Below are 22,401 nucleotides of genomic sequence, written 5' to 3' on the forward strand. Positions count from 1 at the left end.
CTTGGCACGCCTTTTCGGTACCGACGGCGTCCGAGGCCTGGCCAACGCCGAGCTCACTCCCGAGCTCGCGTTGCGCCTGGCCTCGGCCGCCGCGGTCGTTTTCTCAGACATTTCCACCGGCGCCGGGAGCGAAGCGAGCGGCCCGGATGATTCGGTTGCCACACGCCGTCCGCGTGCGGTGGTGGGTCGTGACCCGCGTGCTTCCGGCGAGATGCTGGAAGCCGCCGTGTGTGCGGGACTCGCCGCGACCGGCGTCGACGCCATCCGCGTCGGCACCGTGCCCACCCCGGCGGTCGCGTTCCTCACCGCGGACTACCGCGCCGACTTCGGCGTGATGATCTCCGCGTCGCACAATCCCATGCCGGACAACGGCATCAAGTTCTTCTCCGCCGGCGGGCACAAGCTCGACGACGAGATCGAGGACCGCATCGAAGCGGCGATGGACGACGATTTCGTCCGGCCCATCGGTGCCGCGGTCGGTCGCGTCCTCGATGCACCGGACGCCGGGGACCGCTACCGCCGTCACCTGGCGCAGGCCATCGACGAGCGTCTCGACGGTCTGACGGTGGTCGTCGACTGCGCACACGGTGCCGCGTCGCAACTCGCGCCGCTGGCCTACGCCGACGCAGGTGCCAACGTCATCACGATCCACGCCGATCCCGACGGTCTGAACATCAACGCCGACTGCGGTTCGACCCACATGGACAAGCTGCAGGCGGCCGTCCTCGAGCACGGCGCCGATCTCGGTCTCGCGCACGACGGCGACGCCGACCGTTGTCTGGCAGTGGATTCCACCGGTCAGATCGTCGACGGCGACGCCATCATGGCGATCCTGGCGACGTCGCTCGCCGACAAGGGGCGTCTGCACGAGAACGTCCTCGTCGCCACCGTGATGAGCAACCTCGGTCTGCACATCGCGATGCGCGAGGCGGGGATCACGGTGCGCACGACCGCTGTCGGCGACCGCTATGTGGTCGAGGAACTGCGTCGTGGCGGGTATTCCCTCGGTGGCGAGCAGTCCGGCCACATCGTGGTCCCGGGTTCGGGAACCACCGGTGACGGCATCCTCACCGGCCTGATGATCATGGCCCGCATGGCGGCCACGTCGTCGCGTCTGGCCGACCTCGCCGGCATCGTGACGGTGCTGCCGCAGGAGCTCATCAACGTCCGCGTCGCCGACAAGCATGCGGTCGCGGAGTCGCAGACGGTCAAGCAGGCGGTGGTCGACGCCGAGGCCGAACTGGGAGACTCCGGTCGGGTTCTGTTGCGTCCCTCGGGAACCGAGCAACTTGTTCGCGTCATGGTGGAGGCCGGCACGGCGGAGCAGGCGGGCGCGGTCGCCCGTGGCCTCGCCGACGTCGTCGCGGCTGCCGGCGCATGACCCCGGGTGAGACGAACACGGCGCGGGCGGTCCTCTTCGACTTCTCCGGCACCCTGTTCCGCTTCGAGGCGCGCGACGACTGGTTCGTCGATCTCCTCGACGACGCCGGTGAGTCGTTCACCCCGGAACGCCAGGCAGACATCATCCGCCGGATGGTTGCGCCGGTCGGCCTGCCCGAAGGTGTCGAGGGCGACGACCGAACTGCCTGGGAGCGAAGGGATCTCGACCCGGAACTGCATCGGGTCGGGTATCTTGCCCTGCTGCGTACGGTCGGCTTGAGCAATGCCGGTCACGCCAACGCGCTCTACGACCGGGTCCTCGACCCGGACTCGTGGGTGCCCTTCGCCGACACCGTCGAGGTGCTGACGCGCCTGGCCGGCGCCGGGATCCCGATCGGCATCGTCAGCAACATCGCCTTCGATCTGCGCAAAGTCCTTGCGCTGCACGGCATCGACCACCTCGTCGACGCCTACGCGCTCTCCTATGAGGTCGGCGCGATCAAACCCGACCCGCGCATCTTCCGCGCCGCACTCGACCCGATCGGTGTGCCGGCCGGCGACGTGCTGATGGTCGGGGACAGCGACAAGGCCGACGGCGGTGCCCGTACGCTCGGATGTTCCTTCGCGTTGGTGCACGACGTGCCGTCGGCCGATCGCCCGACCGCGCTGCTCGATGCCGTGACGGCTCACGGCATCGAACTGCGCGCCTGAGATCTCCTCTCAGAAGTTCCCCTTGGCGGCCCAGCCGCCGTCGACCGGGTAGATCTCGCCGGTCAGGAAGTCGCCCTCACGCATGAGGTAGGCGACCATCGACGCGATCTCCGACGGACGGCCGAGCCGACGCACGATGTGGGCGTTGGCATTCGCCTGCCGCATCTCCTCGGTGATGTCGGCCAGGATCGGGGTGTCGATGGTGCCCGGCGCAATGGCGTTGATCAGGATGTTCTGCGGTCCGTACTCGTAGGCCGCCTGCTTGGTGAGACCCACGACGCCGCCCTTGGCCGCCGAGTACGACGCCAGGTTCGGCAGACCCCGCAGCGCGGCCATCGACGAGATGTTCACGATGCGGCCGCCGCCGCCCGCGATCATGCCCGGGATGACCGCCCGCATGCCGAGCCACACACCCTTGAGGTCGGTGCCGACGACGTGATCCCACGCTTCCTCGGTGAGGCCGACGACGGTGTCCTCGCTGATCATGTTGACGACGCCGGCGACGTTGGCCAGGCAGTCGATCGACCCGCGGGAGGCGGTGATCTGCTCCACGGCGGCCGACCAGTCATCGGCTACGCGGACGTCAAGACGAATCGCTTCTGCGGAGCCGCCCGCTTCGGCGATCTCCTTGAGGGTGACCTCACAGTCCTGGATGTCGGCGGCGACGACGTGGGCGCCGTCGGCTGCGAGGCGGATGGCGGTGGCCTGACCGATGCCCTGTGCCGCGCCGGTGACGATCGCGGTTTTTCCGTTGAGAGACATGTGTGTTCGCTTTCTGGTGAGGGGACGGGACGGGTGAATGCGGCTGGTGTCAGGGCTGCTCGGCAAGGAGGTCGGCGAACCGACGCTGTGCGGCCGCGCGGCGGGTGGGGATGTGCTCGGTGGGGCGGTCGTCGGCCGGCCGCGAGTACCCCTTCAGATACTGGCGGGCGACGCTGTCGCGGTGGACCTCGTCGGGGCCGTCGTAGAGGCGGGCGGCGCGGGCGGCCCGGTACATCGACTCCAGCGGCAGGTCCGCGCTGTACCCGAGTGAGCCGTGCACCTGGAGCGCGCGGTCGATGACGTCGTGCAGGATCTTGGCGCCGAAGAACTTGATGAGCGCGATGTCCTTGCGGGCGGCCGCCGTGCCCTCCTCGTCGATGCGCCAGGCCGCGTGCAGAGTCATGAGTCGCAGGGCCTGGATCTCGGCCGCGGAGTCGGCGATGAAGTTGCGGACCGTCTGCTTGTCGGCGAGGACCGATCCGTGGGCGTACCGGTAGGTGGCGCGTTCGCACATCATGTCGAAGGCGCGGCTCGCCTGGCCGATCCAGCGCATGCAGTGGTGAATTCGGCCGGGGCCCAGGCGCTTCTGCGCGATCAGGAAGCCGTCGCCCCGGTTGCCCAGCAGTGCCGAGTCGTCGACCCGGACATCGCGCAACACGACCTCGCAGTGCGAGCCGTAGGTGTACGGGCGCGGGCGGGGGTTCTCGACCGAACCGATGTCGCGGACCACGTCGAGACCCGGGGCGTCGATGGGGATGATGAACTGCGATGTGCGACGGTGGCGTTCGGCGTCGGGATCGGTGACAGCGACGACGATCATGAAGTCGGCGGTGGCCGCGTTGCTGATGAACCACTTGTGGCCGTTGAGAACCCACTCGTCCCCGTCCCGGACCGCGGTGGTCGTGAGGTTGGTGGGATCGGCGCCGGCGTTGTCGGGTTCGGTCAGCGCGAACGACGAGTAGTACTCGCCGGCGAGCAGCGGCTCGAGCCACCGCTTCCTCTGCTCGTCGGTGCCGACCGCGGCGAGGATCTCGCAGTTTCCGGAATCCGGTGCCTGGCAACCGAACACGAGCGGTCCGTACGGGGTGGAACCCAGGATCTCCTGCATCAGGCCGAGCTTCACCTGGCCGTATCCCTGTCCGCCGAGTTCGGGATCGAGGTGGGCGGCCCACAGGTCGTTGGCCTTGACCTCTTCCTGCAGCGGGGCGATCGCCTTGCGCAGCTGGTCCCAGTCGAGGTCGAGGGTCTCGAGCGGGAAGACCTCGGTGCGGACGAAGTCCTTCATCCAGTCGAGCTTCTTCTGGAAGTCGGGTTCCGTGGAGAAATCCCAGGCCATGGTGGTGTGCTCCGTTTCTGTGGGGGTCTGACGAGAAGGGGATCGTGGTCCGATCCGGGGGAGGGGCTGTGTCAGGAGCCGGCGATGATCTCGCGGGCGCGCACGAAGAGGCCGTCGGCGTAGCGATGCAGTCGCTCGCCGACCTTGCGGGGTGCCTTGCCGTCGCAGGAGCGGGCATAGGTGCCCTCGAGGATGATGCCGAGCTTGAAACTCGCGAGAACGGTGTACCAGTCGAGCGCGTCGAGGTTCCTCTCGGAGCGCTCGGCATAGCGGGCGATGACCGCGGATCGGTTCGGTAGATCGCCGGCCTGGCCGAGCGCGCTCTCGTAGAGGTCCGGCTGCCGCGGGTCATCGGGCCAGATGGCCAGCAGCACACCGAGATCGAGCAGTGGGTCGCCGACCGTCGCCATCTCCCAGTCGACGATGGCCGCGACGTCGGGGGTGCGGTGATCGTAGAGGACGTTGGCCACGTGGTAGTCGCCGTGCAGCAGACCGGGCCGGAAATCAGCGGGGCGGTGGTCGTCGAGCCAGCCGGCGATCCGGTCGAGGTCGGGGAACGTCCCGCCCGGGTATCCCGGTGTGGCGGCGTACCGTTCGTGTTCGGCGAGCCACCGCGGCACCTGCCGTTCGAGGAAGCCGTCCGGTTTGCCGAAGTCGTCGAGGCCGATGGCGGAGTGGTCGACGGCCGCCAGCCCGGCGAGCGCGTCGACGAGGGCGTAACCCATCGCCTCGCGTCCCTCGGCGGTCGCGGCGTAGGCGGCCGGCAGGCTGTCGGCCGCGTTGAACCCCTGCACGGGCTCCATCAGGAAGAAGGTGGCCCCCAGAACGTCGGTGTCGGTGGTGCCGGCGACGAACCGGGGGTGTGCGACGTCGGTGGAGCTCAGCGCGGACAGCAGCGTCATCTCGCGTGCGATCGCGGCGTTCGATTGCGGGCGCAGGTGTCGGGGACCGCGCCGGAGCACGTAGTCCCGTCCGCCGCGGCTGACGATCACCATGATGTTCTGGGTGCCGCCGTGCAGCGGCCGGAGGTCGATGCCGTCCCCACCGGGCAGGCCCTCGTCGTCCATCCACACCGCGAGTGCCGCGGTGTCCACCGGGATCTCCTCGGTGTCGACCCGGATCTGATCGGGGGCGGGGCGGTCGGGGATCGTGCTGCGGGCCATGAGATGAACCTATGGCGTGTCCGCCCCGGGGAGAACCGTCGTCCTGCGAGCCCGTTGGAGGAATCTCCAATGGGTGTCGTCGCAGGTCACTGACCTGCGAGGTCGAGGACCTGGAAGGCCATCTTCGCCGACAGCAGGCAGTCCAGCGACGTCGGATCGCGTCGTGCGATCTCCTTGATCCGTCCGAGGCGGTACCGGATGGTGTTCTCGTGAACGTCGAGTGCCGTCGCGGTGGCCTGGACCTTGCCGTCGGCGGCCACGAAGGCCCGCCACGTGGCGAGGAGCGTGCCGTCGTCGTGTTGTCGGACGGGTGCGACGAAGGAGTGTGCGAAGTGCAGGGCCTCCTTGACGTGACCGCTGGACACGATCACCCGGAACAGGCCGAGCTCGTCGAGCGTCATCACCCGCTCGTTCCAACCGAACGACTTTGCCACCGAACCCATCTCGCGAAGGTCGCGATGGGCGTGCGGATAGTCGGCGGGGGTACGGCAGATCCCGGAGATGAGGGTCGCGCCGAGAGAGAGGTCACCGGAGAGCCGCTCGCGGATCGTCGACACGTGGTCGCGGACGCTCCCGACCTCGTCGAGGTCGTCGGACTCCAGGCGGACCATCACGATGACCGCCCCGGGCAGCCGGACGGCCGGCGGCGGCGAGATGGACATGACCGAGGCGAAGGTACGGGTGACCAGCGACTGGATCGCCGACGCCGTCAGCCGGTCGGTCGCGTCGTCCACGGTGAACCGAACCAGGACATGGGGATTGGTGAGGTCGATGCCGAACTGCGGGCCACGCCGGACCAGGTGTTCCTTGTCGCGGCTGTTGCGCAGCAGGTCCGACAGATAGTCGTCGCGCGCCTGACCCTCGGTCTCGATCTGCCGGCGCTCGGAGAGCATCTGCAGCGCCAGGACGGTCGCGCCGCGTTCGGCGATGTTCGCGTCGAGGGCCTCGAGGCTGCGGCCCACCTCGACGATGCCGAGGAAACCGGTCTGCCTGCCCTCGATCACCAGGCGGCACATGAGATGCCGGCGACCGAGCCCGACCGCGAGCTGCGCGGGGACGATCGCCGACGGGGTACTGACGGACAGTTCGGCGAGAGCCTGGCGCACCGAGGTGGTGGCCCGCACCTTCTCGCTCATCACCGGGGGAGCGGTCAGCTTGAGCGCCTCCGGCGCGGCCCAGGCGAGCACGTCGAACGAGTTGTTGTAGAGAACCACAGGCTTGGCCGACAGCTCCGACAGGAGTTCGACGACGCGGTGGATGTTGGCGCCCTCGAGCACCGCGCTGGTCAGGCGGTGGTGGACGTCGGCGAGGTAGGCCAGGGTGGCGTTGTTGCGCGCGATCTCGGCGGCCTGACCACGCAGGCGGGTGTTGAGCATCGCCTGGCTGATGAACAGGGCAGAGAGGCGGGCGAACAGTTCGGCCACCTCGATGTCCTCGGGGGTGAACTCGTGTTCGCGGCCGCGGCTGTCGACGAAGATCAGCCCGATCACCGCGCCGTCGAAGGTGAGCGGGACGCCGAGCATCGCGCGGACGTCCCAGTGCGTCATCGTCCGGCGGTGGGGACGCGGGTCGTTGAGGGCGTCGGCGATGACGACGGGCGCGCGGGTGTTGATGACCTCCTGGCTGAAGAGGTCGCCGTCGAAGCCGGAGATCTGCCTCTTCACGGCCTCGGTGATGTCGCCGGCGTCCTCGCAGAAGCCCGCCGCACCGCGATAGCTGCCGTTGGCGTGCCGCAGGTACACCGAGCAGCGGGTGACGCCGAGGAGTGCGCAGAGCTTCTGGCCCACCAGGCTGAGGAGATCCTCGAGCTTGGTGTCGGTGATGGCCTCGGTGGTGATCTCGGCGAAGGCCGCGATGACATCGCGTTCGCGGCCGGTGGCACGTGCCGACCCGCCCTCGGAGTCGAGACCGGTATCGACTCCTCGCTCCGCGATGGATGTCATCGGCACGGCCTCCTCACCGACAGATCATGATGAACCTCACAGTAGCAATGTCGTGTGAGGTGATTCATGCACCTGTCGTCCCGGTCGGCGCCTCTCGCACGACGGTGTCGCCCGACAGCACGTGGCCCATCCGCTCCTTCTTGGTGCGGAGGTACCGGACGTTGTGGGGGGTGGAGACGGTCGGCAGGCCGACGCGCCCGACGATGTCGAGGTCGTGGCCACCGAGTCCGCCGTACTTCGCGGGGTTGTTGGTGATCAGGCGGACGCGGCGGATGCCCAGGTCTTTCAGGATCGCGGCGCCGGTGCCGTAGGTGCGCGAATCCACCGGGAGTCCGAGTGCGGTGTTGGCGTCGACGGTGTCGAGGCCCTGCTCCTGGAGTGCATAGGCGCGGATCTTGTGACCGAGTCCGATCCCGCGGCCCTCGTGTCCGCGCAGGTAGACGACCGCTCCGCAGCCCTCCGCCGCGATGGCCGACAGCGCCTGCTCGAGTTGCGCTCCGCAGTCGCAGCGCAGCGACCCGACGATGTCGCCGGTCAGGCATTCGCTGTGCACGCGGACCAGGGCGCCCTCGGCGGTGGCCCCGGCGGCGGCCACGTCGCCCATGACGAGGGCGAGGTGTTCGGTGTCGTCGATGTCCGAGCGGTAGGCGACCGCGCGGAAGTCGCCGAACAGGGTCGGCATCGCGGCGGTGGCCATCTGGTGGACGAACGAACCGGCGGCGGTCCGGTGGGCCACGAGGTCGGCGATCCGCAGCACGGGCAGTCCGTGATGTTCGGCGAACGCGAGGAGGTCGTCGCCACGCCGCATCGACCCGTCGTCGGCGATGATCTCACCGATGACCCCGACCTCGCCGGCACCGGCCAGGGTGACCAGGTCGACGGCGGCCTCGGTGTGACCGGCGCGGGTGAGGACCCCGCCGTCACGCGCCTGCAGCGGGAAGACGTGTCCGGGGCGACGCAGTTCGCCGGCCGCGGTGCCGTCGGAGGCGAGGGCCCGGACGGTCAGGGCTCGGTCGTGCGCGGAGACCCCGGTGCCGGCGTCCTTGTGGTCCACGGTGACGGTGAAGGCGGTGCCGTGCGCGTCCCGGTTGTCCTCGACCATCTGCGGCAGCTCGAGCCGGCGGGCTCGGTCGGCGGTCATGGGGGCACAGATGATGCCGGTGGTGTGGCGGATCAGGAACGCCATCTGTTCGTCGGTGATCGACGACGCCGAGCAGATGAGGTCGCCCTCGTTCTCGCGGTCGTCGTCGTCGACCACGACGACGAAACCGCCTGCGGCAACGGCCGCGACCGCGCGGGCGACGGCCTGGGTCGACGCCTCCGTCGCGATGGGCGTCGGGGCGTCGGGATCCTGGGGGAGGGGCGTCGTGTTCATCGGGCGACCTCGAATGCTCGGTGGGTGCCGAACACCCGGTCGTGGTAGGTGAGGGGTGCGGTGGAGGTGACGCCGGTCTCGACGATGTTGCCCAGTGCGACAACATGATCGCCGCCGTCGACCAGGGATGCGGTGGTGCAGCCCAGCCAGCCTGCGGCACCGTCGAGGCGGGGGAGCTGCGCGGAGTCCGACCAGTCGACCCCGTCGAACTTGTCGGCGCCCTTGCGGGCGAACCGCATCGCGACGTCGGCCTGATCGTGGGCGAGCACGTTCACACCGAATCGTCCGGTGCGGCGGATGATCGCGAGGAGGTCGGAGCCGCGGTCGAGGGAGACCAGGATCATCGGCGGTCCCATCGACAGCGACGTGAACGCGCTGACCGTGGTGCCGTGCGGTCGCTGGTCGTCGAAGGCCGTGATGACCGCGACGGGCGTGCAGACCTTGGCCATGACCTCACGGAACTCGAGGGCCACCTGGTCGAGAACGGTTTCGTTCACCGATCCTCCTGCATGATCTGGGGGTTGGAGTCGCTGCGGCGCCGGGGAAGGGGCCGGCGCCGCAGCGATGTCGTTCGGCGGATCAGACCGCCGCGGGCGCCTTGGCCTTCATCTTGTGGACCTCGGGGACGACCTTCTCGCCGAAGAGCTTCAGGCTCTTCTCGGCCTCGTCGAAGGGCAGACCGCCGAAGGCGAAGGCCGCGTTGGGGAGGAAGTCGCCGATGAGCTCGTGGCGGTAGGCGTACTTCTCGACACACTGTTCGGGCGTGCCGTAGATGTTCGCCTCGACGTAGGCATCGGCCGCGGCCTCCATGCCGGCCTCGCGGATCATGTCCGCACCCGCCTGGTAGGTCTCGTAGCCCTTGGTCTCACGCCAGTGCTTGCCGGCGAAGTCGTAGTGCTTGATGACCGACAGGAAGTAGCGGTTGATGTGCTCGTAGGCCAGTCGGCGGGCTTCCTCTTCGTCCTCGTGACAGATGACGAAGTCCTGGATGACCGGCGGGCCGGGCTCGACGCCCTGGGCGTCGCGGAACATCTGCTTCCAGCCGTTGATGGCCTCGGCGTGCTGCTCGAACGGGAACTGCATGAAGGTCATCATCTGGACGCCGAGGTCGGCGACCACCGGAACCGAGTCGGGCGACATCGCCGCGGCGAAAAGCCGACCGTCCCATGAGGTGTTCGGGTTCGGGGCCGGTCGCAGCGCGATCTCCTTCTGCGGGTACATCGGGCCGTCGCCGGACACGACGCCCGTGCGGAGGCCGCGCAGCACCATCTCGGCGGCTTCGTTGAAGCGCGGGCGGGCCTCGTCCATCGGGATGCCGAAGGCCTCGTACTCCATCTTCGCCAGGCCGCGGCCCATGCCGAGAAGCACACGGCCACCGGACATCTGGTCCAGCATGATGGCCTTCTCCACGACGCGCAGCGGATCGTTCCACGGCAGGATGGTAGCGCCGATGCCGAGCTTGACCTTCGAGGTGCGGCCGGCGAGGTAGGACAGGATCGCGAAGTTGTCCGGGCACATCGAGTAGTCGTCGAAGTGGTGCTCCGCCGACCAGACCGAGTCGAAACCGGCCTTCTCGGCCAGTACGCCGAGCTCGAGGTCGCGCAGGAAGACCTCTTCGTCGCTCACGTTCTCGTGGTAGTTCTGGAAGACGAGAAGTACGCCGACATCCATTGCATTGACTCCTTGGTTCAGTTGGGTTGGAGATTGAGGGGATTGGAGAATCAGGGGACGGGGGTGTTGGGAACTCCGAGGAGGAGTTCTCAGCCGAGGAAGACCGCGCGGGTGTGCTCGGTGTCCAGGAACTCCTTGACCTCGTGGATCTTTCCGTCGCGGACCACGAAGACGAAGTGGTAGAGGTTGTTGTAGACCTTGCCGTTGTTCATCTCCGAGTACGACTCGGTCTCGACCGCCACGCGTTCTCCCTCGGCGGTGAAGGCGAGCGGGGTGAGCGCGATGGCGCCGGTCTTGGTGGTGGCGGAGAGGCCGGCCAGCATTGCGCCGAATTCCTCTTTGTTCTTGGTTCCGGAGATACCGTCGATCTCTCCGCCCACCCACCAGGTGGCCGTCGGCGCCAGGAAGGACAGGATGGCGTCCACGTCGCCGCGGGAGAACACCTCCATGAACTCCGCGACCAGAGCCTTGTTCTGCTGCTCCGTGCTGACGCTCGCTGTACTGGTTGACACCGATTGGCCTCCTTCTGACCGTCACCCTCCGAGGAAGGCGAGAAACTGTGTGCAACAACGACGTTATGGGTTGGTGTGGCGTGAGTCACCCTCGTGTTTCGCGCCTCTTGTGGGTTGTCACAACCGGGCCGAGGCGGCCCGGCCCCACGTCACCGGCCGCCGCCGCTGAAGGTGTTCATCAGTCCACCGTCGACGGGCACGATCGCGCCGTACATGTAGGTGGACAGTGCGACATCGACGATGACCTGCGCGATCTCCTCCGGCCGGCCGGTCCGCCCGGCGGGGATGGACGAGACGATGCGTGCCCGAGCCCGGTCGCTGAGTCCGGAGGTCATGTCGGTATCCACAAAACCGGGGATGACCAGGTTGACCCGGATGTCGCGCGGGGCGAGTTCCGCGGCGAGGACCTGCGTCAGACCGCTGAGACCGGCCTTCGCCGAGCCGTAGGCGACGTCGCCCGGGAATCCCCGAAAGCCGACCACCGCACCGACATTCACGATCGACGAACCCGGTTCGAGGATCGGGACCGTGGCCTTGCACATCTCGAAGGCGCCGGTGAGGTTGGTGGTCAGCACAAGATCCCAGTCCTCGCGACTCAGATCGTCGACCCGTCCACCGCGGTGCACGCCGGCGACGTTGATCAGGCCGTGGGCGCCGCCGTACTCCTCCTTGACGGTGGCCAGTGCGCGGGCCACCGACGAGGAGTCGGTGATGTCGGTCTTCAGCTCCAGGACCTGTGTCGGCCTGGTGAACGGCGTGGTCGCCACGCCGCGCGCCAGGGAAACGACGGAATCGCCTCGGGCCGTGAGGGTCTCGACGACGGCCCGGCCGATGCCGCGCGACCCGCCGGTGACGATCCAGACCCGGGGTTGGGCGCTCATGGCTTCAGGAAACCGGTCAGTTCGGCGAGGTAGCGGTCCCGGTCCTCGAGGAACGGGGCATGACCGCAGGCGTCGAACGGGACGAGACGAGCACGGGAGTTGAGTTCGAGGACGGCCTCGGCCCCGGCGAACGGGACGAAGGCGTCGTCCCGGCCGTGCAGGAGCAGGATCGGGATGTCGAGTCCGCCCAGCTCCTTGCGCAGGTCGGTACGGGCGAGGTCACGCAGCGAGTCGTCCCCGGCCGGACCCATCTCCAGGAACATCCCCCAGATCCAATCCAGGACATCGGAACTCGGAGGAGTCGCGCACACCGCGCCGGCCACGCCGCGGAAGGTGTCGGCGCGGTTGGCGGCGGCACCGGCGAGGACTCCCTCGACGTCTTCGGCGGAGCCGCCGTAGGGCCAGTCGTCGGTCGCGGTGTAGCGCGGCGACGCACCACCGGTCAGGACCAGGCCGCCGGCACGCGAGCCGAGGGACGCCGCGGCGGCCGTGGCGACGGCTCCGCCGAGAGACCAACCGTTGATGACGGGAGAGGTCAGGCCGAGATGCTCGACCACCTTGACCATGTCCTCGGCCAGGGCCGCGATCGAGACGTCTTCGAAGTCCTTGTCGGAGCGGCCACATGCGCGCAGATCGACGAGCACGACCTCGTGACCCGCGGCCTTGAGCGCGGGGGCGGTGGTGTCCCAGCAGCGGGTGTTGGCGCCCCAGCCGTGGATCAGCACGATGGGACGCGCGTCCCCGCGGTGGTGCTCGAAGTAGATCCGGCGATCGTTCTCAACCGCGAGATAGCTCATGGACTTCTCCTTCATCGTCGAACTCGATTTCGAAATATTTGTCGGTCTGGGTGGGTTCCTCGTGCCGAAGGGCACGGGGGACGAGTGGTGGGGCGTCGGCGAAACGCGGGATGACGTGCTCGGCGAGGAGCTCCATCGACCGCACGACGTCGTCGTGGGGCATCCCGCCGAACCGCATCCAGCAGATGAGATGGTCGAGACCCGTTTCCTCGCGCAGGATCTCGATCTCGCGGATGAGTCCGTCGGGGTCGCCGACGTAACAGATGCCGCCCTCGCGCAGGCCGGTCAGCGACATCGCGCCCTCGGCCGCGGCCTCCGCCAAGGCCGCGTAGCGCTCGTAGCCCGCCGGGGTCGCGGCACCCTGCGGCACGGCGGACATGACGTTGTCGAAGTACCACTCGAGACTCGGCCGGGCCCGGCGGACGGCCTGCTCGTCGTCCTCGGCGAGATGGATCTGCCAGTTCATCGGGAAGTCGAGGGAGAGGGGATCGCGGCCGCGGTGCATCAGCGTGCGCTTGGCGTTGACGACGAAGCCGTTCAGCTCGGGCAGGGTCATCAGCGTCGGCGTCACGAGCATGTTGTGTCCGTGGTCGGCGACCAGGTCGAACGTCTCGGGGCTGATCGACGCCACATAGATCGGAGGCGTCGGCTGCTGGAGTGGTGCCGGCCGGCAGTCCACGCTGTCGATGTGGAAGTGCCTGCCGTGGAACGTGTACGGCTCGCCGACCGCTTTGGTCCACAGTCCGGTGACGATCTGGAACGCCTCGTCGAAGACCTCACGGCTGACGTCCTGCTTGTCGGCGACACCCATCGCACGGAACTCGTGGGGCTGGTAGCCGCGTCCGACACCGAAGTCGAGCCGGCCGCCGGAGATCACGTCGACCATCGCGAAGTCCTCGGCGATCCGGACCGGCCAGGCGAGCGTCAGATTGCTGACCGCGATACCGATGCGCATCCGGGAGGTGCGGGCCGCGATGGCCGCCGCCGCGACCTGCGGCGACGGCATCGAACCGTAGGCGCTGCCGTGGTGTTCGGCGAGCCAGACCCCGTCGAAGCCGAGACGCTCGGCGATCTCGACCTGCGAGAGCATCTCGTCGTAGGCCCGCCGAAAGTCCCGGTCCGGACTCTCCAACACGTAGAACAGGCTGAACTTCACACTGTCGACGTTAGGAATCGGCGTGCGTCACGGGAACGGGAGAATCCGCGGCGGTTGTGGGTTCCCACAAGTCGGGTGTACCGGCCGCCTGTTCGCGGAGTCGCCGTTTGTCGAGTTTTCCGACGCTGGTCCGCGGGAGGGCATCGACGGCGACGATCAATTCGGGCACCCACCAGCGCGGGACGCGGTCGGCGAGCTCGGCCTTCACCGCCTCCACGTCGAGGCCCTCGTCGCCGACGACGTACGCGACAGGACGCTCCTGCCAGCGCGGATGCGGAACGGAGACCACCGCTGCCTGATGGACGGCGGGGTGTTCGATCAGCGCCTCCTCCAGCGCGACAGAGCTGATCCACTCGCCACCGGACTTGATGAGGTCCTTGGTGCGGTCGACGATCGTCAGGTAACCGTGTTCGTCGACGACGCCGATGTCGCCTGTGCGCAACCAGCCGTCGTCGAACTTGTCCGGATGATCGGCACGGTAGTAGCCGGTGGCGACCCACGGGCCACGGATCAGGATCTCGCCGCGACTGATCCCGTCGTGGGGCATGACCCGGCCGTCCTCGTCGACGAGTTTCCACTGCAGACCCGGCAGGAGCCGCCCCTGTTTCCGGATGTACGCCCAGCGGCGTTCCGGGTCGTCGTCGGTGGATGCCGGGGGACGGGAGAACGTCGCCATCGGCGAGATCTCGGTCATGCCCCAGCCCTGGAACACCGGGATGCCGAGTGCCTCGAGGTCGCGGATCAGGCCGAGGGTCGGCGTCGAACCGCCCAGGACCAGCGCGCGGAGACTGCTCAGGTCGGTACCCGCGGTCTGGGCGTGGGCGAGCAGGTCCACCGCCACCGTCGGCACCATCCCGGTGTAGGTCACCCGCTCGGCGGCGATGATGCCGGCGATCTGCGCGGGTGTGGGATGTGGTCCGGGCAGGATCTGCGACGCCCCGGACATCAAGGCCGCGAACGGGACTCCCCACGCGTTGGCGTGGAACATCGGGACCACCAGCAGGGCGCGGTCGCGTTCGGAGATCGCGTGCCCGTCGGCCAGGCAGGCCGCCATGGTGTGCAGGTACAGGGACTTGTGGGAATATCCAACGCCCTTCGGCGCTCCCGTCGTACCCGACGTGTAGCAGAGGACGGCCAGATCGTCGTCCGCGCGGGCGACCGGTGCCGCGATCGCTTCCGCCGAGGCGACCATCGAGTCGAGAGTCGTTCCCGTCGGCGCGCCCTGGTCGTCGGTGTCGATCGGGATCACCGGCATGCCCGGACGGCGTTCGCGGGCGGTGGACAGCAGGTGATCCAGCGAGGGATCGGCGAAGATCATCGCATCGTCGGCGTGGTCGACGATGTAGGCGATCTCGTCGGGGGAGAGCCGGATGTTGATCGTGTGCAGCACCGCTCCGGCGAGCGGCACCGCGAGGTACAGCTCCAGGTGCCGCCGATGGTTCCAGGCCAGCGTGCCGACCCGGTCGCCCGGCCGGATGCCGCTCGCGACGAGGGCCGACGCGAGCCGCAGGACCCGGTCGGCATAGTCCCGGTACGTGTACCGGAGGACCTCGGCGCCGTCGACGTGATCGACGATCTCCTTGTCGGCGAACATGTCTCGTGCCCGGTACAGGAAGTCGGTGATCAGCAGCGGGTGGGCCGACGGACCGTGGTTCATGCAGGGACCTCCACGGACGATCGCGCGGCCAGACGGGCCCGGACCTCCGGAACGACCTTGCCGGCGAGGAGCTCGATGCGAGCGCTGCCGCTGTCGATGGACTCACCGGGCAGCTGCGCCCAGAAGTGCACGTCCTCGATCTGCGGGGTGGCGGTCAGCAACGCGGTGAGCTCGTCGACGGCGGTGGCCGGCTCCCAGAGGGTGAACGAGCCGGCGTCGACGAGCTGGCCGGGGTCGGTGAACTGCGGGATGGGACCGAACGCGCCCATCTCGATGTACTTGTTGATCTGGTAGAGCGCGTGGGTGCCGATACGCGACCATTCCCGTTCGGGATCGTCGGCGATGATCGTCCACTGCCCGGCGAAGATCCGGCCCTCGTCACGGGACCGGCCGAGTCGTTCGAGCGCGTCCAGGTACGAAGCGTGGTGCGCGTTCTGGGTGCTGAGGAAGCCGTCGCCGATGCGGGCGGCCCGTTCGATGGCCGGGTCGGCCATTGCACCGACCAGGAGGTCGGGCGTCGTCTCCGGGGTGGGAGTGACGGGCAGGGCGGGCTTGCGCAGGCGTTTGCCGTCGAACGGTTCGGCCGATCCGGACCAGCAGCGACGCACGATCTCCACGCCTTCCTCGAGCAGGCTCGGCCGGTTGATCAGGCGCCGTCCGAAAGCCTCGAACTCCGGTTCCCAGTATCCCTGCCCGACACCGAGCGAGAATCGTCCCCCGGTCAGCAGGGACAGCGTGGCCGAGTCCTCGGCGAGGCGGATGGGGTTGTGCAACGGCGACACGACGAGGTTGGTGCCGATCTTCATCGTCGTCGTCCGATCGCCGATCGCGGAGGCGAGCAGGAACGGCGACGGCGTGTAACCGTCCTCCATGAAGTGGTGCTCGGTCAGCCAGACCGAGTCGATCCCGATCGACTCCGCCCAGGTGATCTGGTCGAGTGTTGCGCGGTAGAAGTCGCCGAAACCGCGCGAGTTCCCGGGCGGATTGCGGAAGTCGTACCAGAGTCCGAAGTTGACGTCCGACGTACTCATTGCATGGTCCTTTCACCGACGGTGTGGTCGGTGTCACTCTCGGTGAAGAATGTGACGACGGGAAGGTGTCGCCGACCGGGTCGTTGTCGGAAATCCCAAGGACGCCGATCCCGGTTACCGGAAGGATGGAACCGAGATCGGCTCGTGCGCGTCCAAGTTGGCAGGTCGCCGGGCCGGGACGACGGCACTCCGGATGGGTACGATCAGGCATCGTCCGCGACCGGGAGGATCGGGGGCAGGGGATGAACGGGGGTGAGCAGATGGGCGGCGTCGAGCCGAACCGGATCGCGATGGACGTCGAGCAGGTGTCCGCGGTCTCGGTCTACTACCGGCGTTCGTCGTTGGTCCTCAACGCCGTCGCCGACGACCTCGCCGCGCACGACTTCGGCCGGTGGGCGCGCACCGATGCCGGCCCCGGCGCGGCGTCGTCGCTGGGGCCGTCCGCCGCGACCTACGCCGAGATGAGCGCCACGCTGTCCGCCCGCCTCCGGACGCAGTCGCAGGCCGCGGCCGTGCTCGCGCAGAACCTGCGCGACTCCGCGATCGCCATGGCCGACGGTGACGCGCGGGCCGCGAGCGAGATCGCGCGTCCGACACCGGGTTCCGGGGTGGCCGCGCAATGAGGAGGGGCCAGGATTCCCTGACCGCGTTGCGGACGGACGCGCAGGACGGCGCCGCGGCGCTGACCGGGCTGCTCGCGGCCGGGCGGCTGATGGGCGTACCCGTCCCCGACGACGCCTCGGTCCGTGCCGGCCTCCGAGCGGTGGACGACTTCGACATCACCGCGCTGTCGGCGGACAGCCGGGTTCTGGTCTCAGCCCACCGAGCCGTCGCCGAACAGCTGCATCACCTGCCCGAACAGCGGGTTCGGCTCGACGGCTGGCACGGCAGGTCCGCGTCACTCGCGATCGGCGCGGTCGTCGACCATCAGCGGCGCGCGGAATCCGACCTCTACCTTCTGCACACCGTCACCGACGCCACCTCCGCGGCCGCATCGGGGATCGACCGGTTGCTCCGCACCTTCTACCTCGCGATCGCCCGGCTGTCGGCGCCGAGCGCCGCGGGAACACCGCCGGCCGAGCTACCTCAGGCCGTGTTGACCGGGCTTGTCCCGCTCGACGTCGCGGTCGAGGACATCCGGTCGCGTGTCGAGCTGTTCACCACCTCGGTCGACGCAACGCTGCGCGGGATCGCCGGGATCCTCGACATCCTCAACCGGTCCCTCGACGGGATCGACGACGACCCCTATCCGGTCGAGTCGGCCCGTCCGCTACCGGTTCCGGCCGAGCCGCCTGCCGTGCCGACCGAGACGGTGCGGGCGGCGCCGGAATCCGGGGAGCAGCAGGAGGAACAGGAGCAGCAAGACATCCCGTTCCAGCTGAGCGGTTCGCCGGCCGTGGAAACCGAAGTCGCGCAGAGCGTCCCCGGAGTGGAAGCAGCCGGTGCCGTCGAGGGGAGGCCGGCGGCCGGTCCCGGCGGGGGAACGCCGACCCCGACCCACGTCGTCGCCGACACCCGCGGCGGCAGCACCCCATCGACCGATCCCGACACCGCCGCGACGCCCGAGCGGTCCGCGGGTGACCTGGCCCTGGCAGGTGACCAGTGAGCCTCGCCGACCAGATCGAGGCGCTCGCGCGCTCGGCCACCGCCGAGGTCGCCGACGCCTCGCACCGTTTCTCCGCTGCTCAGCGAGATCTCGACCTCGCGATGACCGAACACCGGCGCACCGCCGCGCAATCGGAGACCGACCGGCTGCGTGCCCAACTCGAGCACGAGGCCGACGCCGCCGATGCGCTGCCCGGCATCATGCTGCCCGCCGACATGGCCGACGCCAGTCCGCATCTGCCGCCACCGAACGCATAGGCTGTCTGCTGTGCCAGGCAAGAAGCGTTCGAAACCATCGCAGCCGCCCGCGAAGCTGATGGCCGCGCTCGGCCGTCGGGGGCCGCACCGAGTCCTGCGCGGCGATCTCGGGATCGTCGGTACACGCGGTGAGGTGTTCACCCCCGCGAGCGGGGAACGACTGCCCGCCATCGCCTTCGGCCACGGCTGGCTGTCCTCGCCGAGCCGCTACCGCGACCTGTGCCACCACCTGGCCTCGTGGGGCATCGTGGTGGCGATCCCGGCCGGTCAGCGGGGCGTACTGGTCTCCGACGATGCGATGGCCGCTCAGCTGCGCTCGGCGCTGTCGATCGTGACGCGGGTCCGGCTGGGCTTCGGTGAGATCACCGTCGACCCGGCCAAGGTGGGTTTCGCCGGTCACGGGTTCGGGGCGTCGGCGGCGATCATCGCCGCGTCGGAGGGCATCCTGCACGGTCAGCCGCAGCCGGAGGTCCGAGGAGTGGCCGCGCTGTTCCCGGCGCCGACCACCGCCGGACTCCTGCCCGCCGCACGTAGCGTCAGCGCACCCGGTCTCATCGTCTCCGCGATCGGCGAACTCGACACGATCGACGGCAACGCACTCCCGCTCGCCCAGGCGTACGGCGCCGACCACACCTCGGACGACGAGCGTCGTGTGGTGCTGCGCACGCCGCCCGGCGCGACGTCGCGCGGCCTCGTCGAGCACCGGACGATCGGTGCGCTGTGGGGGAGCAACGGCGCGGACAAGAAGACGCACACCGCCGTGCGTGCTCTGACCACCGGTTTCCTGCTGCACACGCTCACGCAGGACGCCGAGTACCAGGCGTTCTCCGACCCCGACACCGTTCTCGGCAAAGTGCCGGCCGTCGACCTCGACGACCCGCCGGAGGTGCAGGACCGCATCGCCAAACTGCTCGGCGCCAAGGAACGCAAGCGTCGTCGAGCAGCGTCTCCGGTACCCGCCGCGGCACCGAATGTCGTGGTCCCCAAGACCCTGGAGTGACGCCCCGCACGGTGGCACGTCGTTCGTCAGCGCGCGGGCGCGTCGTTCCCCCGCGCGGGCGCGTCGTTCCGTCAGCACGCAGGTACGCTGACTAGCTATGTGTGGAATCGTCGGATACGTGGGGCGGCGCGATGCCCTGGACATCGTCGTCGAGGCTTTGCGACGGATGGAGTACCGCGGGTACGACTCGGCCGGCGTCGCCATCCTCGACGGCGCCGGTAACACCGCGATCCAGAAAAAGGCCCTCCGGATGGAGAACCTGGAGAAGCAGATCGCGACCGTCGGCCGCGAGTCGCTGTCGGGGACCACGGGCATGGGCCACACGCGGTGGGCCACGCACGGCAAGCCGACCGACCGCAACGCGCATCCGCATGCCAGCGATGACGGCAAGATCGCGGTCGTCCACAACGGCATCATCGAGAACTACGCTGAGCTGCGGGCCGAGCTGGAGCAGGACGGCGTCGAGTTCGGGTCGGAGACCGACACCGAGACCGCCGTCCACCTGGTCTCGAAGTACTACACCTTCGGTCCCACCGCCGGTGACTTCGTCGCGAGTGCCTACGCGGGGCTGCGGCGGCTCGAAGGTGCGTTCACCCTCGTGTTCACCCACGCCGACCATCCGGACACCATCGTCGCCGCCCGCCGGTCGACCCCGCTCGTGGTGGGCGTCGGTCAGGGGGAGATGTTCGTCGGGTCCGACGTGACCGCGTTCATCGAGCACACCCGCGAAGCCGTCGAGCTGGGCCAGGACGAGGTCGTCGTCATCACCGCCGACACCTACACGATCACCGACTTCGACCGGAACGAGCGCGCGGGCAAGCCGTTCCACATCGACTGGGATCTCGCCGCGGCCGAGAAGGGCGGCTACGACTTCTTCATGCTGAAGGAGATCGCCGAGCAGCCGCGCGCGATCGCCGACACCCTGCTCGGTCACCTGCAGAACGGGCGCATCGTGCTCGACGAGCAGCGGCTGACCGACGACGACCTGCGCGACGTCGACAAGGTCTTCGTCGTCGCCTGCGGCACGGCGTACCACGCCGGTCTGCTGGCGAAGTACGCGATCGAGCACTGGACGCGGCTGCCGGTCGAGATCGAGCTGGCCAGCGAGTTCCGCTACCGCGACCCGGTCCTCGACCGGTCGACGCTGGTCGTGGCGATCTCCCAGTCGGGCGAGACCGCCGACACCCTCGAGGCCGTCCGGCACGCCAAGGACCAGAAGGCCCGCGTGCTGGCCATCTGCAACACCAACGGTGCGCAGATCCCGCGCGAATCCGACGCGGTGCTCTACACCCACGCCGGTCCGGAGATCGGCGTCGCGTCGACCAAGTGCTTCCTCGCGCAGATCGTCGCGGCGTACCTGGTCGGTCTGGCTCTCGCACAGGCGCGCGGCACCAAGTACGCCGACGAGGTGGCCCGCGAGTTCGCCGCCATCGAGGCCATGGCCGATTCGGTCGCCGAGGTTCTCGGGACCATGGAGCCCGTCCGCGAGCTCGCCCAGTCGCTGTCCCACCACAACACGGTGCTGTTCATCGGTCGCCACGTCGGCTACCCGGTGGCACTCGAAGGTGCATTGAAGCTCAAGGAGCTCGCGTACATGCATGCCGAGGGCTTTGCCGCCGGTGAACTCAAGCACGGCCCCATCGCTCTCATCGAGGACGGCCTGCCGGTCATCACCGTGATGCCGTCCCCGGAGGGTCGCGCGGTGCTGCATTCGAAGATGGTCAGCAACATCCGCGAGATCCAGGCCCGCGGTGCGCGCACGATCGTCATCGCCGAAGCCGACGACGCGGCCGCCCGCGCGGTCGCCGACGAATTCATCCCGATCCCGAAGACGCCGACGCTCCTGCAGCCGCTGGTCTCCACGGTGCCGCTGCAGGTGTTCGCCGCGAGCGTCGCCCAGGCCCGCGGTTACGACGTCGACAAACCGCGCAACCTGGCCAAATCGGTGACCGTCGAATAGACCGGCACCCATGCCGACCCGGTACCTGACCGCCGACGAGGTCCGCGACGCCGAGCGGGCGTCGGGAGACCTGCTGGCCAACGGGACGCTGATGCGCCGTGCCGCGCATGGGGTCGCGCAGGCCGTCGTCGGCGAGCTGAACCGGACCGGCGGTTGTTACGGCCGGTCCGTGGGTGTCGTCGTCGGCGCCGGCGACAACGGTGGTGACGCCCTCTTCGCCGCCGCCGAACTCGCCCGTCGCGGAGTGGCTGCTCACGCTGTGCTGCTCGCCGCCGACAAGGCGCACCCGGCCGGGCTGCGGGCGTTCCGGGCGGCCGGCGGTCGTGTCGACGACGCGTTGCCCGCCGGGCTCGACGCCGTCATCGACGGGGTCGTCGGCATCGGTGGCCGGGGACCGTTGCGGCCCGCCGCCGCGGCGGTCTTCGCCGGCCTCGATCCCGAGACAATTGTCGTCGCAGTCGATCTGCCGTCCGGCGTCGACGCCGACACCGGCGAGGTGCACACCCCGTCGGTCCGTGCCGATGTCACCGTCACCTTCGGCTTCCCTCGTCGCGCACACCTCCTCGCGGCACCGCGGTGCGGCCGGGTGGTCGTCATCGACATCGGCATCGGCGATCCCGTCGAACCAGCTGTGCGACAGCTCATCTCGTACTCCGACGCCGAGATCGACTGGCCCGTACCGGGTCCCGCGGACGACAAGTACACCCAGGGCGTGGTCGGGGTCATCGCCGGCTCACACCGCTACCCGGGTGCGGCGATCCTGGCCTCCGGGGCCGCGGTCACCGCGACCTCGGGTATGACCCGGTACGTCGGTTCGGCGCACGCCGAGGTGGTGTCGCACTTCCCCGAGGTGGTCGCCGCGCCGGACCTCGCCGACGCCGGCCGGGTCCAGGCGTGGGTGGTGGGCCCGGGCATGGGTACCGACGCCGCCGCGACGGCGCTGCTGCGTACCGTTCTCGACTCCGATCTACCGGTCCTCGTCGATGCCGATGCGCTCACCATCGTCTCGAACGAACCCGGACTCGTCGCCGGTCGCGCGGCACCGACGCTCCTGACCCCGCATGCGGGTGAGTTCGCGCGGTTGACCGGGTCCGAGGTGGGAGCCGATCGGGTGTCCGCGGTCGCCGACCTCGCCGCCCGGTGGGGTGTCACGGTGTTGTTGAAGGGCCGGATCACGCTGGTCGCCGATCCGTCGGGAAGGGT

The 22,401-nt window shown here is 69.0% G+C and carries 21 protein-coding genes; 8 read left to right on the plus strand and 13 right to left on the minus strand.

Features of this window, described 5'->3' with window-relative positions:
- The first annotated feature begins 1 nt into the window (after position 1).
- Positions 2–1,381, plus strand: coding sequence for a phosphoglucosamine mutase (gene glmM, locus GOALK_RS05150; RefSeq protein WP_006357743.1), 1,380 nt, complete (start codon positions 2–4; stop codon positions 1,379–1,381).
- Complete coding sequence (locus tag GOALK_RS05155; protein ID WP_006357744.1) at positions 1,378–2,091, plus strand: HAD family hydrolase; 714 nt, start codon at positions 1,378–1,380, stop codon at positions 2,089–2,091. The genes glmM and GOALK_RS05155 overlap by 4 nt, the downstream gene beginning before the upstream one ends.
- A gap of 9 nt (positions 2,092–2,100) precedes the next feature.
- Here GOALK_RS05155 and GOALK_RS05160 read toward each other — a convergent pair whose 3' ends face one another.
- The 13 genes from GOALK_RS05160 to GOALK_RS05220 all read right to left on the minus strand — a co-directional run bounded on the left by GOALK_RS05160 (position 2,101) and on the right by GOALK_RS05220 (position 16,375).
- Positions 2,101–2,853: an SDR family NAD(P)-dependent oxidoreductase gene (locus GOALK_RS05160; RefSeq protein ID WP_006357745.1), complete on the minus strand. Its 753-nt coding sequence runs from the start codon at positions 2,851–2,853 to the stop codon at positions 2,101–2,103.
- A 49-nt stretch (positions 2,854–2,902) separates the two neighbouring features.
- On the minus strand, positions 2,903–4,189 hold the full coding sequence (locus GOALK_RS05165) for an acyl-CoA dehydrogenase family protein (protein ID WP_006357746.1): 1,287 nt from the start codon (positions 4,187–4,189) through the stop codon (positions 2,903–2,905).
- A gap of 71 nt (positions 4,190–4,260) precedes the next feature.
- Positions 4,261–5,352, minus strand: coding sequence for a phosphotransferase family protein (locus GOALK_RS05170; RefSeq protein ID WP_006357747.1), 1,092 nt, complete (start codon positions 5,350–5,352; stop codon positions 4,261–4,263).
- An 86-nt stretch (positions 5,353–5,438) separates the two neighbouring features.
- Complete coding sequence (locus GOALK_RS05175; protein WP_006357748.1) at positions 5,439–7,295, minus strand: GAF domain-containing protein; 1,857 nt, start codon at positions 7,293–7,295, stop codon at positions 5,439–5,441.
- A gap of 64 nt (positions 7,296–7,359) precedes the next feature.
- Positions 7,360–8,670 (minus strand): bifunctional 3,4-dihydroxy-2-butanone-4-phosphate synthase/GTP cyclohydrolase II, encoded by a 1,311-nt coding sequence (locus tag GOALK_RS05180; protein ID WP_006357749.1) that lies wholly within the window; start codon positions 8,668–8,670, stop codon positions 7,360–7,362.
- Positions 8,667–9,167, minus strand: a complete 501-nt coding sequence (locus tag GOALK_RS05185) for a flavin reductase family protein (RefSeq protein ID WP_006357750.1) — start codon at positions 9,165–9,167, stop codon at positions 8,667–8,669. The genes GOALK_RS05180 and GOALK_RS05185 overlap by 4 nt, the downstream gene beginning before the upstream one ends.
- An 82-nt stretch (positions 9,168–9,249) precedes the next feature.
- Positions 9,250–10,341, minus strand: coding sequence for an LLM class flavin-dependent oxidoreductase (locus tag GOALK_RS05190; RefSeq protein ID WP_006357751.1), 1,092 nt, complete (start codon positions 10,339–10,341; stop codon positions 9,250–9,252).
- An 89-nt stretch (positions 10,342–10,430) separates the two neighbouring features.
- Positions 10,431–10,853, minus strand: coding sequence for a nuclear transport factor 2 family protein (locus GOALK_RS05195; protein WP_005195822.1), 423 nt, complete (start codon positions 10,851–10,853; stop codon positions 10,431–10,433).
- Positions 10,854–11,002: 149 nt separating this feature from the next.
- Positions 11,003–11,734: an SDR family NAD(P)-dependent oxidoreductase gene (locus GOALK_RS05200; protein ID WP_006357752.1), complete on the minus strand. Its 732-nt coding sequence runs from the start codon at positions 11,732–11,734 to the stop codon at positions 11,003–11,005.
- On the minus strand, positions 11,731–12,531 hold the full coding sequence (locus GOALK_RS05205; RefSeq protein WP_006357753.1) for an alpha/beta fold hydrolase: 801 nt from the start codon (positions 12,529–12,531) through the stop codon (positions 11,731–11,733). The genes GOALK_RS05200 and GOALK_RS05205 overlap by 4 nt, the downstream gene beginning before the upstream one ends.
- Complete coding sequence (locus GOALK_RS05210) at positions 12,512–13,687, minus strand: LLM class flavin-dependent oxidoreductase (protein WP_006357754.1); 1,176 nt, start codon at positions 13,685–13,687, stop codon at positions 12,512–12,514. The genes GOALK_RS05205 and GOALK_RS05210 overlap by 20 nt, the downstream gene beginning before the upstream one ends.
- A gap of 10 nt (positions 13,688–13,697) precedes the next feature.
- Complete coding sequence (locus GOALK_RS05215) at positions 13,698–15,344, minus strand: long-chain fatty acid--CoA ligase (protein WP_006357755.1); 1,647 nt, start codon at positions 15,342–15,344, stop codon at positions 13,698–13,700.
- Positions 15,341–16,375, minus strand: coding sequence for an LLM class flavin-dependent oxidoreductase (locus tag GOALK_RS05220; protein WP_006357756.1), 1,035 nt, complete (start codon positions 16,373–16,375; stop codon positions 15,341–15,343). The genes GOALK_RS05215 and GOALK_RS05220 overlap by 4 nt, the downstream gene beginning before the upstream one ends.
- Before the next feature lie 260 nt (positions 16,376–16,635).
- Here GOALK_RS05220 and GOALK_RS05225 point away from each other — a divergent pair, with 260 nt between their 5' ends.
- The 6 genes from GOALK_RS05225 to GOALK_RS05250 all read left to right on the plus strand — a co-directional run.
- Positions 16,636–16,998 (plus strand): hypothetical protein, encoded by a 363-nt coding sequence (locus tag GOALK_RS05225; RefSeq protein ID WP_006357757.1) that lies wholly within the window; start codon positions 16,636–16,638, stop codon positions 16,996–16,998.
- Complete coding sequence (locus tag GOALK_RS05230) at positions 16,995–17,981, plus strand: hypothetical protein (protein ID WP_006357758.1); 987 nt, start codon at positions 16,995–16,997, stop codon at positions 17,979–17,981. Before GOALK_RS05225 ends, GOALK_RS05230 begins: the two co-directional genes overlap by 4 nt.
- Positions 17,978–18,238, plus strand: a complete 261-nt coding sequence (locus GOALK_RS05235; RefSeq protein WP_006357759.1) for a hypothetical protein — start codon at positions 17,978–17,980, stop codon at positions 18,236–18,238. The genes GOALK_RS05230 and GOALK_RS05235 overlap by 4 nt, the downstream gene beginning before the upstream one ends.
- Positions 18,239–18,248: 10 nt before the next feature.
- Positions 18,249–19,238 carry a dienelactone hydrolase family protein gene (locus tag GOALK_RS05240; protein ID WP_006357760.1) on the plus strand — a complete coding sequence of 330 codons (990 nt, stop codon included), beginning with the start codon at positions 18,249–18,251 and terminating at the stop codon, positions 19,236–19,238.
- 97 nt (positions 19,239–19,335) lie between these two features.
- Positions 19,336–21,198, plus strand: a complete 1,863-nt coding sequence (gene glmS / locus GOALK_RS05245; RefSeq protein WP_006357761.1) for a glutamine--fructose-6-phosphate transaminase (isomerizing) — start codon at positions 19,336–19,338, stop codon at positions 21,196–21,198.
- A gap of 10 nt (positions 21,199–21,208) precedes the next feature.
- A partial coding sequence (locus tag GOALK_RS05250) for an NAD(P)H-hydrate epimerase (protein WP_006357762.1) occupies positions 21,209–22,401 on the plus strand: 1,193 nt, incomplete at its 3' end.

Origin of the sequence: Gordonia alkanivorans NBRC 16433 (assembly GCF_000225505.1) — a bacterium.
Lineage (GTDB): Bacteria > Actinomycetota > Actinomycetes > Mycobacteriales > Mycobacteriaceae > Gordonia > Gordonia alkanivorans.

Bases quoted from the DNA above. Each gene is read 5' to 3' on its own strand.
- GOALK_RS05155 (WP_006357744.1), top strand. From the start codon at position 1,378: ATGACCCCGGGTGAGACGAACACGGCGCGGGCGGTCCTCTTCGACTTC.
- GOALK_RS05160 (WP_006357745.1), bottom strand. From the start codon at position 2,853: ATGTCTCTCAACGGAAAAACCGCGATCGTCACCGGCGCGGCACAGGGC.
- GOALK_RS05165 (WP_006357746.1), bottom strand. From the start codon at position 4,189: ATGGCCTGGGATTTCTCCACGGAACCCGACTTCCAGAAGAAGCTCGAC.
- GOALK_RS05170 (WP_006357747.1), bottom strand. From the start codon at position 5,352: ATGGCCCGCAGCACGATCCCCGACCGCCCCGCCCCCGATCAGATCCGG.
- GOALK_RS05175 (WP_006357748.1), bottom strand. From the start codon at position 7,295: ATGACATCCATCGCGGAGCGAGGAGTCGATACCGGTCTCGACTCCGAG.
- GOALK_RS05180 (WP_006357749.1), bottom strand. From the start codon at position 8,670: ATGAACACGACGCCCCTCCCCCAGGATCCCGACGCCCCGACGCCCATC.
- GOALK_RS05190 (WP_006357751.1), bottom strand. From the start codon at position 10,341: ATGGATGTCGGCGTACTTCTCGTCTTCCAGAACTACCACGAGAACGTG.
- GOALK_RS05200 (WP_006357752.1), bottom strand. From the start codon at position 11,734: ATGAGCGCCCAACCCCGGGTCTGGATCGTCACCGGCGGGTCGCGCGGC.
- GOALK_RS05205 (WP_006357753.1), bottom strand. From the start codon at position 12,531: ATGAGCTATCTCGCGGTTGAGAACGATCGCCGGATCTACTTCGAGCAC.
- GOALK_RS05215 (WP_006357755.1), bottom strand. From the start codon at position 15,344: ATGAACCACGGTCCGTCGGCCCACCCGCTGCTGATCACCGACTTCCTG.
- GOALK_RS05220 (WP_006357756.1), bottom strand. From the start codon at position 16,375: ATGAGTACGTCGGACGTCAACTTCGGACTCTGGTACGACTTCCGCAAT.
- GOALK_RS05225 (WP_006357757.1), top strand. From the start codon at position 16,636: ATGGGCGGCGTCGAGCCGAACCGGATCGCGATGGACGTCGAGCAGGTG.
- GOALK_RS05230 (WP_006357758.1), top strand. From the start codon at position 16,995: ATGAGGAGGGGCCAGGATTCCCTGACCGCGTTGCGGACGGACGCGCAG.
- glmS (WP_006357761.1), top strand. From the start codon at position 19,336: ATGTGTGGAATCGTCGGATACGTGGGGCGGCGCGATGCCCTGGACATC.